The organism is Embleya sp. NPDC005575, assembly GCF_040605455.1.
Classification (GTDB): domain Bacteria; phylum Actinomycetota; class Actinomycetes; order Streptomycetales; family Streptomycetaceae; genus Embleya.
Map to the genome: position 1 here is coordinate 1 of NZ_JBEXCV010000197.1, position 13,577 is coordinate 13,577.

At 70.4% G+C, this 13,577-nt stretch carries 10 protein-coding genes and 1 pseudogene; 5 read left to right on the forward strand and 6 right to left on the reverse strand.

Annotated elements, in window-relative coordinates:
• Positions 1-59 precede the first annotated feature (59 nt).
• Positions 60-716, reverse strand: coding sequence for a transcriptional repressor LexA (gene lexA, locus ABZS54_RS37955; protein WP_355546649.1), 657 nt, complete (start codon positions 714-716; stop codon positions 60-62).
• A 684-nt stretch (positions 717-1,400) separates the two neighbouring features.
• On the opposite strand from lexA, the gene nrdR reads away from it, so the two are divergent.
• Positions 1,401-1,904, forward strand: coding sequence for a transcriptional regulator NrdR (gene nrdR / locus ABZS54_RS37960; RefSeq protein ID WP_355546631.1), 504 nt, complete (start codon positions 1,401-1,403; stop codon positions 1,902-1,904).
• A gap of 120 nt (positions 1,905-2,024) precedes the next feature.
• Positions 2,025-4,877 carry a vitamin B12-dependent ribonucleotide reductase gene (locus tag ABZS54_RS37965; protein WP_355546633.1) on the forward strand — a complete coding sequence of 951 codons (2,853 nt, stop codon included), beginning with the start codon at positions 2,025-2,027 and terminating at the stop codon, positions 4,875-4,877.
• A gap of 146 nt (positions 4,878-5,023) precedes the next feature.
• Here the strand turns inward: ABZS54_RS37965 and def are convergent, their stop codons facing one another.
• From def to ABZS54_RS37980, 3 genes are all read right to left on the reverse strand, one after another.
• Positions 5,024-5,701 carry a peptide deformylase gene (def, locus tag ABZS54_RS37970; protein WP_355546635.1) on the reverse strand — a complete coding sequence of 226 codons (678 nt, stop codon included), beginning with the start codon at positions 5,699-5,701 and terminating at the stop codon, positions 5,024-5,026.
• 56 nt (positions 5,702-5,757) lie between these two features.
• Positions 5,758-7,377 carry a hypothetical protein gene (locus ABZS54_RS37975; protein WP_355546637.1) on the reverse strand — a complete coding sequence of 540 codons (1,620 nt, stop codon included), beginning with the start codon at positions 7,375-7,377 and terminating at the stop codon, positions 5,758-5,760.
• A 155-nt stretch (positions 7,378-7,532) separates the two neighbouring features.
• A complete protein-coding gene (locus tag ABZS54_RS37980) occupies positions 7,533-8,078 on the reverse strand; it encodes a hypothetical protein (RefSeq protein ID WP_355546639.1) in 546 nt (181 codons plus the stop codon).
• A gap of 292 nt (positions 8,079-8,370) precedes the next feature.
• On the opposite strand from ABZS54_RS37980, the gene ABZS54_RS37985 reads away from it, so the two are divergent.
• Positions 8,371-8,961, forward strand: coding sequence for a TIGR00730 family Rossman fold protein (locus tag ABZS54_RS37985; protein ID WP_355546641.1), 591 nt, complete (start codon positions 8,371-8,373; stop codon positions 8,959-8,961).
• Positions 8,962-9,079: 118 nt separating this feature from the next.
• On the opposite strand, the gene ABZS54_RS37990 is transcribed toward ABZS54_RS37985, so the two are convergent.
• Both ABZS54_RS37990 and ABZS54_RS37995 read right to left on the reverse strand, forming a co-directional pair.
• Positions 9,080-10,750, reverse strand: coding sequence for a hypothetical protein (locus tag ABZS54_RS37990; RefSeq protein WP_355546643.1), 1,671 nt, complete (start codon positions 10,748-10,750; stop codon positions 9,080-9,082).
• Positions 10,751-10,766: 16 nt separating this feature from the next.
• Entirely contained in the window at positions 10,767-12,143 is a 1,377-nt protein-coding gene (locus ABZS54_RS37995; RefSeq protein WP_355546645.1) for an MFS transporter, read from the reverse strand.
• Between the two features lie 119 nt (positions 12,144-12,262).
• Between ABZS54_RS37995 and ABZS54_RS38000 the strand changes: the two genes are divergently transcribed.
• On the forward strand, positions 12,263-12,787 hold the full coding sequence (locus ABZS54_RS38000) for a helix-turn-helix domain-containing protein (protein ID WP_355546647.1): 525 nt from the start codon (positions 12,263-12,265) through the stop codon (positions 12,785-12,787).
• A gap of 175 nt (positions 12,788-12,962) precedes the next feature.
• Positions 12,963-13,577, forward strand: a pseudogene (locus ABZS54_RS38005) (hypothetical protein); the annotation flags it as partial.

Sequence of the window (13,577 nt, forward strand, 5' to 3'; positions counted from 1 at the left end):
TGCGGCGAGCTCTCGCCGCACGACCGCCCGCGGCCGATATGTCGCCGTCCCCGCTCATCTCAGACCCGTCGCATGACGGCCACCACGCGGCCCAGGATGGTCGCCTCGTCTCCCGGAATGGGCTCGTAGGCGGGGTTGTGCGGCATCAGCCAGCGATGCCCGTCACGGTGGCGCAGGCGCTTGACGGTGGCCTCGCCGTCGATCATCGCCGCGACGATGTCGCCGTTCTCGGCGACCGGTTGGCGGCGCACCGCGACGTAGTCGCCGTCCATGATCGCGGCCTCGATCATCGAGTCGCCGCTCACCTTGAGCAGGAACACGTCACCGTCGCCGACGAGCTGGCGCGGCAGCGCGAACACGTCCTCGATGGACTGCTCGGCCAGGATCGGGCCACCGGCCGCGATCCGGCCGACCACCGGTACGTAGGACGCGGCCTGCGCGCCGCGTTCGGCGTGCGGCCCGGCCGGCGCAAGCGGCCGGCCGCCGTCGGGCGAGCGCACCTCGTAGGCGCGCGGCCGGTGCGGATCACGGCGCAAATAGCCCTTGCGTTCGAGGGCCATCAGCTGGTGCGCGACGGAAGAAGTGCTGGAGAGGCCGACGGCCTCGCCGATCTCCCGCATGCTCGGCGGATATCCGCGCGACTCCACGGAAGTGCGGATCACTTCCAGGACGCGCGTCTGGCGCGGCGTCAGCCCCCCCGCCGGACGCCGCGTCACACCGCCCTGGACCTGCCCGTTCTCGGTGCCCGGGGCGGGCGCCGGGGGTGGCACGGTGGCGCTGTGCGGGTGTTTCGCGGGGAGGGTTTCGGTGCGGATTCCGGGGTGGATGGCTCCGGTGGCTTCTCCGGTCACGGCTGGCCCTTTCGACGGATTGCTCGCACGTGAAGAACGGTAGTCGGGTTCGAAAGGTTGCGCCAAACACACGTTCGAGTGAATTTAGGCCAATCCGATGGCGATCATTCGGTTCCCGCTGTAGTAATCGTACATACATTCGAATTCAGCGCGGAAAAGGGATGACTTCGGGCGCCCGATATGTGGCATCCGTGACCCGTGCGTCGCGACACGCCGGCCGGACGGGTCAATTTTCCGCCACCTGCGGGCGGTGACCTGCGGGGATGACGAGAGGTCACCGCAAGCTCTCCGAGTGTCTGCGAGTCGGCTTGCAGCGCTCGGGGTCGCGGTCTACCGTAGCCACTACATCTTGTGGTCGAGGGCGTTGAAGGAGCCCACAAGTTGTGTTTGCCGTATATACCATATTCCCGGAGCGCACCGGACGGGCCCCTTCGGGGCGGCCCTCGGGGCGGGGGCGCGGCAACGACCGGGCACGCTTCGCCATACCGCGCGCGGCACGCACGGGCAACACGTACGACCTGCGTCTCAACGAGGGGGAGAGGGAACCGCATGCACTGCCCCTTCTGTCGGCGAGCGGACAGCCGCGTCGTGGACAGCCGGACCACCGACGACGGCGCCGCGATCAGGCGCCGGCGATCGTGTCCGGACTGCGGACGGCGCTTCACCACGATCGAGACCGCCTCGCTCACGGTGATCAAGCGCAGCGGCGTCACCGAACCCTTCAGCCGGGACAAGGTCATCGCCGGCGTGCGCAAGGCATGCCAGGGTCGCCCGGTCACCGGCGACGCGCTGGCCCTGCTCGGCCAACGGGTCGAGGAGGCGGTGCGGGCCACCGGGTGCGCCGAGTTGACCACCCACGACGTGGGCCTGACGATATTGGGCCCGTTGCGGGAGCTCGACGAGGTCGCCTACCTGCGGTTCGCGTCCGTGTACCGAGCCTTCGAGTCCCTGGAGGACTTCGAGGCCGAGGTCGCCCTGTTGCGCGCCGGTCGCGCGGAGTCGGCGGAACCCGCGGTGCCCGTGGACGCGGCGAACAGTCCCGCCTCGGACTGATCGCGGATCACCAGAAATCAATTCGGTAGCACACGAACGACGGACCACCCGACCGGTCGGCGGGACATCCCCCGGGATGCTTCCGGCCTGCCCACGGCGTTGTTCAAAAGAGGAGACGGCATGACAGAGACGACGAGCGGCTCAGCACGCGGTTCCGGTCGGTCACGACCCGGTAAGGGCCTGCGGATCGAGCGCGTGTACACGACCCCCGGCGTCCACCCGTACGACGAGGTGGTCTGGGAGCGTCGTGACGTCGTCATGACCAACTGGCGCGACGGCTCGATCAACTTCGAGCAGCGCGGCGTCGAGTTCCCCGACTCCTGGTCGGTGAACGCGGTCAACATCGTCACGAGCAAGTACTTCCGCGGTGCGGTGGGCACGCCGCAGCGCGAGTGGAGCCTGAAGCAGCTGATCGACCGGGTCGTCAAGACCTACCGCAAGTCCGGCGAGGAGAACGGCTACTTCGCCGGCCCCGCCGACGCGGAGATCTTCGAGCACGAGCTGGCGTACGCCCTCCTGCACCAGATCTTCAGCTTCAACTCGCCGGTCTGGTTCAACGTCGGCACCGCGCAGAAGCAGCAGGTCAGTGCGTGCTTCATCCTGTCGGTCGACGACTCGATGGACTCGATCCTGGACTGGTACAAGGAAGAGGGGCTGATCTTCAAGGGCGGCTCCGGTGCCGGCCTGAACCTGTCCCGGATCCGCTCCAGCAAGGAACTGCTGACCTCGGGCGGCAACGCCTCGGGCCCGGTCTCCTTCATGCGCGGCGCGGACGCGTCGGCCGGAACCATCAAGTCGGGCGGCGCCACCCGCCGCGCGGCCAAGATGGTGGTCCTCGACGTCGACCACCCCGACATCGAGGACTTCATCGACACCAAGGTCAAGGAGGAGGAGAAGATCCGCGCGCTGCGCGACGCGGGCTTCGACATGGACCTCGGTGGCGCCGACATCGCGTCGGTGCAGTACCAGAACGCGAACAACTCGGTCCGGGTCTCGGACGAGTTCATGAACGCGGTCGAGCAGGGCAAGGAGTTCGGCCTGCGCGCCCGGATCACCGGCGACGTGCTGGAGACGATCGACGCCAAGGCGTTGTTCCGCCGGATGGCCGAGGCGGCGTGGGCCTGCGCCGACCCCGGCATCCAGTACGACGACGAGATCAACAAGTGGCACACGTGCCCCGAGTCGGGCCGGATCACCGCGTCCAACCCGTGCTCGGAGTACATGCACCTGGACAACTCGTCGTGCAACCTCGCGTCGCTGAACCTGATGAAGTTCCTGCGTGAAGACGACACGTTCGACGCGGACAAGTTCGCCAAGGTCGTCGAGCTGGTCATCACCGCGATGGACATCTCGATCTGCTTCGCCGACTTCCCGACCGAGAAGATCGGCGAGACCACCCGCGCGTTCCGTCAGCTGGGCATCGGCTACGCCAACCTGGGCGCGCTCTTGATGGCCACCGGCCACGCCTACGACAGCGACGGCGGCCGCGCGCTGGCCGGTGCGATCACCTCGCTGATGACCGGCACCGCGTACAAGCGCTCCGCGGAACTGGCCGCCATCGTCGGCCCGTACGACGGCTACGCCCGCAACGCCGAGCCGCACAAGCACGTCATGCGCCTGCACGCCGAGGCCAACGACGCCGGCAAGCGCATGGACGACCTGGACGCCCCCGTGTGGGACCTGGCGACCAAGGCGTGGAAGGACGTCGCCAAGCTCGGCGACAAGAACGGCTTCCGCAACGCGCAGGCCTCGGTGCTGGCCCCGACCGGCACGATCGGCCTGATGATGGACTGCGACACCACCGGTGTCGAGCCCGACCTGGCGCTGGTGAAGTTCAAGAAGCTGGTCGGCGGCGGCTCGATGCAGATTGTCAACGGCACGGTCGCCCGGGCGCTGGGCCGGCTGGGCTACCAGCCCGAGCAGGTCGAGGCGATCGTCGAGCACATCGCCGAGCACGGCCACGTGGTGGACGCGCCCGGCCTCAAGCTCGAGCACTACGAGGTGTTCGACTGCGCGATGGGCGAGCGCACCATCTCGCCGATGGGCCACGTGCGGATGATGGCGGCGATCCAGCCGTGGATCTCCGGCGCGATCTCCAAGACGGTCAACATGTCCGAGGACGCCACCGTCGAGGAGATCGAGGAGATCTACTTCCAGGGCTGGAAGCTCGGCATCAAGGCGCTGGCGATCTACCGCGACAACTGCAAGGTCGGCCAGCCGCTCTCGGCCGGCAAGGGCGAGAACAAGGGCAAGGCGGACGACGGCAAGTCGACCGCGGCCCCCGTGGTGGAGAAGGTCGTCGAGTACCGCCCGGTGCGCAAGCGCCTGCCCAAGGGCCGGCCCGGCATCACCACGTCCTTCTCGGTGGGTGGCGCCGAGGGCTACATGACCGCCAACTCCTACCCGGACGACGGCCTCGGCGAGGTCTTCCTGAAGATGTCCAAGCAGGGCTCGACCCTCGCGGGCATGATGGACGCCTTCTCGATCGCGGTCTCGGTCGGCCTGCAGTACGGCGTGCCGCTGGAGACCTACGTCTCCAAGTTCACCAACATGCGCTTCGAGCCGGCCGGTCTGACCGACGACCCGGATGTGCGGATGGCGCAGTCGATCGTCGACTACATCTTCCGTCGCCTGGCGTTGGACCACCTGCCGTTCGAGACCCGCTCGGCGTTGGGCATCCACTCCGCCGCGGAGCGCACCCGGCACCTGGAGACCGGCTCCTACGAGCCGGACGAGCCGGCCGCCGCCGAGGACATGCGCACGCTCGCGCAGTCCGCGCCGGTGGACGCCGCGCCCAAGGCCCCGGACCTCAAGCCGGTCCCGGCCGCGGTGCACTCCTCGACCGAGCTGCTGGAGGCCCGCCAGGGCCGCAGCGCGGACGCTCCGCTGTGCTTCTCCTGCGGGATCAAGATGCGCCCGGCCGGCAGCTGCTACGTGTGCGAGGGCTGCGGCTCGACCAGCGGTTGCAGCTGACCCGAGGGTCACCGACCCGAACGCCTGAAAGGGGCGGGGAACCGATCCTTGGGTTCCCCGCCCCTTTCGGTTCGGATTGCGACTGCGGCGCTTCGACTTTCGCGCGGCGCGGCGGTTCGGCACGCGTGGTGGATCGGATCGGCCGGTCAGCCGGCGAGCTGCTTGGCCTTCGCGTCGCGCTTGGCGAAGACCTCGTCGCGCATCGACTCCATCTCCTTGAGCACGTTCTTGCGCTCACGCTTGGAGAGGCGGTCGATGTACAGGTATCCGTCGAGGTGGTCGGTCTCGTGCTGGAGGCAGCGGGCGAAGTAGCCCTCGCCCTCGATCACCAGCGGGTTGCCGTCCTTGTCCACCCCACGCGCGATCGCACGGTCGGGGCGGGCCAAGTCCTCGTGCGGGCCGGGGACGGACAGGCAGCCCTCGCCCGCCTCCTCCAGGTGCCGCTCGGTCGCGGGCAGTTCATCCAGGACCGGGTTGATCAGGTGGCCGACGTGACGGTGGCCGTCCTCGTCCACGCAGTCGTACACGAACAGCCGAATGCCGACGTCGACCTGGTTCGCGGCCAGGCCCACCCCGTCGGCGACGTACATGGTCAGGAACATGTCGTCGATCAGCGTGTTCAGCTCCTCGGTGCCGAACTCGGTGATCTCGGCGCAGGGCCGGTGCAGGACGTCCTCGCCGACCACGGTGACGCGCAGAACCTTGCCGCGGGCGGCCTCGGGCGCCATGGCGGGGTACGCGTCCACCGGGCGGCCCATCACAAAGATCCGGCCTTCTTCGTGATCGTGGTGATCGTGGCTGGAGTGGTCGTGGTGCTCGGCCATCGGTTTGCTTTACCTTTCCACCAGGGCATGAACCCGAATCACCCTACCCGCACCCGTCAGGGCAGGACCGCCGACGCCTTGGCCGTGATGGTGACCTCGCCGGGCTCGGTGACGGTGATCTCGGTCCAGCCGTCCTCCGTCTCGCCGATGCTCGTGTTGGGCTTGTTCGCGACGAACCAGCTGGTCCGGTGGATGCGCACGGTGAACGTGCCGGCCTGCTGGGCCAACAGGGTGAAGCCGCTGGGGGTGATGTCCACGAGCTGGCCGGGGCCGTCCAGCAGCGGGACCGGGTCGGCGACCTCCCAGATCACCCAGTGCGGGTCGGACCACACCGGCACCAGCCAGTCGGGGCCGGAGCGCAGGATCTCCGCCTCGCGCTTGGCGGAGGGGTCCAGCGGCACGTCGGGCAGCGCGATGAAGCGCACGCCGGTCTCACGCACCCAGGCGTGGTACTGCCCCTCGTCCAGCGTGGGGCCGTAGAGCACCGCGTTGTGCGCGCGGTCGAGCTGGCGCTCCCAGCCGCGGGCGAGCGGCATGTGCTCGGCGACGTAGACCGTCTCCCAGTGGCCGCGGGTGAACGGGATCTCGATTCGACCCACCGGCAGGTTGGCCCGCTCCAGGAAGTCGAGCATGCCGGTGTAGTAGGCGGAGTTCTTGCCGGTGCTGTCCTGGTTGTTGAACGCGACCGCCTTGCCGGCCGAGGAGAACTGCCAGGCCAGCAGCGGGATGGCGAGCAGCACCACCAGCCGCCTGCGGCCCAGCGAGAGCAGCACCACGGCCATCAGCGGCCCGGCGCACAGCTCGCCGAGCCGGGCCGCGTTGCCGCCCACCGCGCTGGGGATCAGGAACAGCACGGTGGAGGAGAGCGCGTACAGCCACAGGAAGCGGCGCGCGCTGACCTCGGTGCGCGGGACCAGGGCCAGGCCCACGCCCGCGAAGCCCAGGATCGCGGCGAACCGCCACAGCGGGAAGGAGAAGTCGCCGCCACCGGGGAAGGCCAGCGACATCACCAGGCCGATCACGGCCGGAGCGAGGCTGAACCGGGTCGCCCACACCCGCTCGGCGGGCACCCACGCGAGCGCGATCATCAGCAGGAACGCGGCGGCCAGCGGACTGGCCAGGCCACAGAACCCGGCCGCGACCGGGGCCCACGCGCGATGCCCGGAGCGGGCCGCCAGGATCGCCATCAGCCCGGCGGCCACGCCGAGCACGAAGGGGGTGCGGCCGATCAGGTATTCGATGCTGACAATCACCGCGAACCAGCAGCTGCCGACCCGGCGGGCCAGGTCGCCGCGACCCAGGCGCAGGCGGGAGAACGCCCACGCGGCGGCGACGCAGGAGATCGCGGTGAGCAGGCGGGTCCCGATCCCGCCGGCCAGGACCGGGGTGATCACGCTGTAGCCGGGCAGCAGGTGGCCGCCGTACCACTGGTTGTTCCACAGTACGGCGCCGTGGTCGCGCACCAGCCAGGCACGGAAGATCTGCGCGGGCCAGTCGGCGCCGTTGATGCCCAGCACGGTCAGCAGGCCGACCAGGGCGAGGGTGATCAGGTACGGATGCTCGGCGACGGCGACCAGGACTCCGCGCAGGTGCCGTCGCCAGGTGCGGGGGGCAGTGCCGCCCGCATCCGACTTGGGCTCCCCGAGGGGTATGCGGCCGTCCAGAGCATGTGTCATGACGGCTTAGCTTTTCAGATCGAGGCCGATGTGGTGCAGGTGGGCCTTGAGGTAGGACGCCGGATTGTCCGATGTATGGCGTGCCATGGCGCAATGTCCGCCGTGAAATCACCGGTGCGGTGCGAAAAAATCCTTCGTTCGGATGAAACGCTGGTTCAGATTACGGGGCCGGATGGGGGATCGGGCAGGTCGTCCTCAGGGGGTGGCTCGGGCGGGTTGGGCAGCCCCGCACGGGCGCGCAGGTCGCGCGGGTCGCGCGGACCCTCGATCCGACGGATCACCGAGAGCGCGGCGGTGTGGAACGCCTCCAGGAACGCCTGCGCGGTGGACGCCGGCCACTCGGCGCGCTGGACCGCGTGCATGTTGTGATCGGTGTCGCACCAGCACGCCACCTCGACCGTGGCGGTGACGCTGACGAAGGGCCCGTCCAGCTGCCATACGTCCAGGCCCAGTTCCAGCCAGTCGCCGTCGGCCTCGTAGAGCAGCAGCGCGGTGCCCAGGATGTGCGGGGACGGCTCGGGCTCGGGCTCGGGACTCAGCGGGTCGGGCTCGTTCCAGAACCAGCGCGCGGGATCGTCGAGCGAGCGGCGCAGATCGAGCGCTTGAGCGGCGGCGACCAGGCGCTCACGGCCATGGTCGTCGAGATCGGGAAACAGCCGCTCGAACGGGATGTCCGAGGCAGGGCGCTCGGTGGCGGGCACGCGGGCATTCTGCCGTGGCGGGGGGTCTTCCCGTCAACGTCGGGTTGGGTGACCACCACCGACGTTGGCCGAATTTGCCCTCCTATGCCGGGACTGTACCGCCGCCGGATCGCGAGATAGACGATTCATCGACTCGATTCACCATCGATGCGATACCGATCCGCCGGCCCCGCCACGCCCGCCGCGGGCCGGGGCGGGGCCGGCGCCGTGTTCCGGGGGCGGGTTGGCAGACTTCGTATCGAACCGGGTCGATACGAACCACTTCGGTGGTCGGCAACGCAGGGAGCCTGACATGCGGGTAGCGGTGTTCGCGGGATCGGCGTCGGGTGCCTCGCCCCGGTTCCGGGAGGCGGCGGTCGAACTCGGCCGAGCCCTCGCGGAGGCCGGCGTCGGGATCGTCTTCGGCGGCGGCCACGTGGGTCTGATGGGCGCGGTGGCGGACGCGTGTCTGGCGGCGGGTGGCGAGGTGATCGGGGTGATGCCACGCTCGCTGGTGGACCGCGAGTTCGCGCACCCTGGCCTGACCGATCTGCAGGTCACCGAGACGATGCACGAGCGCAAGGCGGCGATGGCCGAGCAGGCGGACGCCTTCGTCGCGCTGCCGGGCGGTGCGGGCACTCTGGAGGAGCTGTTCGAGGTGTGGACCTGGCAGCACCTGGCGATCCACGCCAAGCCGGTCGCGGTGCTGGAGGTGGACGGCTTCTGGCGGCCGCTCCTGGACGCGCTGGACACGATGACCGTGAACGGCTTCCTCAAGCCGGAGCTGCGCTCGACCCTGCTGGTGGCCCGGGACGGCGCGGACCTGCTGGCCCAGGCGAAGGCGTGGCGGCCGCCGTCGCCCAAGTGGGTGGGCGGCCTGGACCCGGCGCCGCCGAAGCCGTGAGCACGCCGGGCCGGTCCGGAGGTGGGCCGCCCCCGGGCGCCCGGCGCCCGGGATCGGCCCCAGGGCCTGTCCGGCGATGCCGGGTGGCCCGGCCCCGCCGGGATTCGCCGGAGAGCGCCTAGCCGTTCTTGCCCTTGAAGAGCTTCGCGTCGCGCGCGGAGACCGTGACCGGTCCCGGCCGGTCGACGGTGATCTCGCTCCACTCGTCCTCGGTCGCCTTGATCACGATCCCGGGACGGTCGGGGGTCACCCAGAAGGTCGGGTGGATCTTGATCACGAACGTTCCCGCCGAGCGCGCGTCGAAGGAGAACCTGCTCGGCGTCAGCTCGGTCAGCTCGCCCGGTCCCATCACGATCGGCGTCGGTTTCTCCACCTCCCAGATCTGCCAGTGCCCGTCCTTGTCGGCGTAGACCGGTTTGAGCCAGGGGATGCCCTTGCGGATCAGGTCGGCCTCGGGGATCGCGGACGGGTCGATCGGGATGTCCGGCAGGGCCACGAAACGCACGCCCGTGTTGTCGATCCAGTCGCGGTATTCCTGGATCGTCAGGTCCTCCTGGTAGAGCACCGCGTTGTAGTTGCGGTCCAGCTGGCGCTCCCAGCCGCGGGCCAGCGGCATCTTCTCGGCGACGAACACCGACTCCCAGTGACCTCGTGTGAACGGGATCTCCACCCGGCCGAGCGGGTGGGTGTTGTTCTTCTGCAGGAAGTCGAGCATGCCCGCGTAGTACTGCGGCTTCTCGCCCGGCGAGTCCTTGATGTCGTGGGTGATGGCCAGCGCGGCGGACTGGAACTGCCAGACCAGCAGCGGCAGGGTCAGCAGCACCACGAGTCGACGCCGGCCGGCCGAGAGCAGTACGACCGCCATCAGCGGACCGGCGGTGAGCTCGCCGAGCCGGGCCAGGTTGCCGCCGAGCGAGGTCGGCACGAAGAAGAAGATCACCGCGGTGGCCGCGTACAACCACAAGAAGCGCCGGGCGCTCTGCTGCTCCTTGGGCAGTATCAGCAGGCCGACTGCGGCGAAGGCCAGGATCGGCAGGAACCGCCACCACGGGAACGGGAACATGCCCTCGTTGGGGAAGGCGAGCGCGGCGACCAGGCCCAGCGCGGCGGGGGCGAAGCACAGTCGGGTCGGCCAGACCCGCTCCTTGGGCACCCAGGCGAGCGCGACCAGCATCAGGAACGCGCCGGACAGCGGGCTGGAGAGCCCGCACAGGAGGGCGGCGAAGCCGGCCCATAGCGGGTGTCGGCGGCGGGCGGCCAGTATCGCGAGCATGCCCGCGGCGACGCCCAGGGCAAACGGGGTGCGGCCGATCAGGTAGTCGACGCTGCACATCACCGCGAACCAGCAGCTGCCCACCCGGCGGGCGAAGTCGTTCCCGCCGACCCGGAGCTTGTCCCAGGCCCACGCGGAGGTCACACACGAGAGCGCGGTCAGCGTGGCGGTGCCGATCTTGGAGGCGATGACCGGTGCGAGGATGCTGTAGCCCGGCAGCAGATGTCCGCCATACCACTGGTTGTTCCACAGATACGTGCCGTGGTCGCGGATCAGCCAGGTCCGGAAGTACTGCGCGGGCCAGTCGGGGCCGTTCACGCCGGTGACGATGATCAGGCCGATCAGGCCTGCGGTGATCAGGTACGGCCGCTCGACTATCGCGTTCGCGAATGCCCGAAAACGACGGCGACCCGCCGGTGCTGCGGGTCGATCCGTCGCTGGGATTTCCACATCGCTCGTCACATGACCCGAGTTTTCCAGACGCGCGGCCCGGCGTCGCCGGCGGGTGTCCGACATGAAACATTTTGTGGGTTTATTCGCTTTGGCGAAGACCGAGTGTGACGAGTGCGCCGACCACGGACAGGCCGGCCGCGACCAGGATCGCCAGGTCGATGCCGCCCGCGTCGACCAGGGCGACCACGAGTGCCGCGCCGATCGAGGCGCCCATGTAGCGTGCGGTGCTGTTGGCGCCGGAGCCCATGCTCGCCCGGTCGACCGGCACGCTCTCCACCGCGAGCCGGGCGAGCGCGGTGTTGACCAGGCCCACGCCGAAGCCGCCGACGAGCAGGCCGGGCACGGCACGCGCCCACGAGTCGGCCGGGGTGAGCCCGTACAGGCCCATGAAGCCGATGGCGGCGACGAGCAGGCCCGCTGCGAAGCGGTGCCGGGCGTCGGGCAGTACGTGCACCCGGCCGACCGCGAAGGACGTGATCGCGGCCGCGGCCGACCACAGGCCGAGCAGGAGGGCGGCGCCCAGTGCGCTCAGGCCCAGCGTGCCCTGGAAGACGGTGCCCAGGTAGGCCGCGATGGCGATCACCGCGACGCCCACGATCAGGGCGCCGAAGGTGGCGACGGCGAACGCGGGGCGGGCGAACATGCGCAGGTCGAGCATCGGCGCCCGGCCGCGCAGGGCGGTCGCGCCGTAGCCGGCGAGCAGGAGCACCGCGACGACCATCAGCACGTCGACCACGGGCCGGTGCCACCCCTGTCGGCCCTCGATCAGCGCGGCGGTGAGCGCGATCAGACCCGGGCCCAGGGTCAGCGTGCCCCACACGTCCGGCCGGCGCGGGTGTTCGGCGCGCGATTCGGGCATCCGGCGGGCGACCGCGGCCACCGTGAGGGCGGCGCCGGCGGAGAACCAGTAGGGCGCGGAGCGGTGGGCGAGCGCCAACCCGGCGCCGAGCAGGGGCCCCACGACCATGCCCGCGCCGATCGAGGAGCCGTACGCGGCCATGGCCCGGCCGCGGGCGGCGCCCTGGTGGTTGTGCGCGAGCAGGCCGAGCCCGGCGGACATGATCGCCGCCCCGGCGACGCCCTGGAGCGCGCGGCCGACCACGTACAGCGGCAGTGAGGGGGCCAATGCGGTCAGCGCCGAGGACACCGCCAGGCCCAGTGCGCCGGCCGTGAAGATCCGGCGGCGACCGAAGTCGTCGGCGAGGCTGCCGGTGATCAGCAGGGCCGCGGACAGGCCCAGGCCGATGGCACTGAGGATCCAGGCCGGGCCGCCGGGGCCCGCGTGCAACTCGCGCACGGTGTCCGGGACGATCGCGATCGGCATCGTGTAGGTCGCCAGGAGCAGCAGTGTGCCCAGGGCGACCACGGGCACGGTCGCGCCCGCGGAGCCGCTGCCGGTGACCGGGTCGGGCGCCTTGGGTGCGGTGCGCGGGGCGATGGACGTTGCGATGGACATGGCTGTGCTCCCGGATTGCGAGTCCTGCCGAGTCGGTTCGGTGAATGAACCGATGCTGCCGGGGAAACGTAGCACTCGAAGGTTCGATGAATGAACCGACCCGGGGTTAAAGTGCTCGCATGGCTTTGGGCAAGGACTACGGGCAGCAGGACTGTGCGCTCGCCCGCACCCTCGAACTCGTCGGCGAGCGCTGGACGCTGTTGATCGTGCGGGACGCCTTCTACGGCGTCCGGCGTTACAGCGACTTCCTCGCCCACCTGGACATTCCGCGCGCCGTGCTGTCCAGCCGGCTGCAGACGCTGGTCGAGGCGGGGGTGCTCGACAAGCGCCGCTACCAGGAATCGCCGCCTCGGGAGGAGTACGTGCTCACCGAACGCGGCGTCGACCTGTGGCCGATCGTCCGCAGCATGCTCCGCTGGGGCGAGAAGCACGTGCAGAACGGGGTGGCCTGCCGGATCTTCCGGCACCACGGCTGCGGCGGAACGGTGGACTCGACCGGGATCTGTGCGGTCTGCGCGGCGGTGGTCGCCCCCGACGAGACGGAGGTGGCCCCGGGGCCCGGCGCGAACCTGTTGCGGCGCGAGGACGCGGTCACCCTCGCGATGCGCCGGCCGCACCGATTGCTGGAGCCGCTGCTGCCCTGATCGGCGACTCGGGTTCGGCGACCCCGACGGGTTGCTCGCGGCCGGTGCCCGCGGCCGGTGCTCCCCGCCCGATGACGGGGCCGGTCCGGTCGGATCGTGCGGGATCCGGCGGCGGCCGAGAGACAGGCCCTAGGGTCGACCCCGAACGAGTGAGTCATTGCTTCGAGGGGGATCCATGGGCGCAGGGACGGGGCTACGCGCACTCGCCGGAGTGGTGCTCCTGGGCGTGCTGTACGTCGTGCTCGCGCTACCGCTCCTGCTCGTCGCGTTCGTGACCGGTGCGATCGTCGATCACGGGCGATTCTTCACCTCGGGGGCGGCCGTGCTGTGGGGCCTCGGCGTCGTCGCGCTGGTCGCGCTGCTGCTGGAGCTGACCGGACCGCGCCGGCTGCCGGCGGGGCTCGCGGTGGACGCCCGGGCGCAGCCGGTGTTGTGGGAACTGGTCCAGGACGTGGCCGAGGATCTGCGGGTGCCCGTGCCGGACGGGATCGTGCTGACCGGCGGGGCCGGCTGTGAGCTGCGAGTGGTCCGGCGTCCCGGGAACTGGCTGCACCGTCATCTGGTGCTGGGTGCCGCGCTGCCGCATGTGCTGACCGGCCGGCGGCTGCGGGTGGCGATCGCGCACGCGCTCGGACACGCCCGCCGTCGGCGACCGCCGCTCGCGGACCGGATCGCCTGCCACGGAGTGGACGCGGTGGTCGGGCTGGCCGAGGCGCTGGCCGGTAGAGCGCGGCGTAGCCGGCCGCCGCCCGCCCCGCGCCGCCGTGGCCGGCCAGCGCCTCGGCCAGCC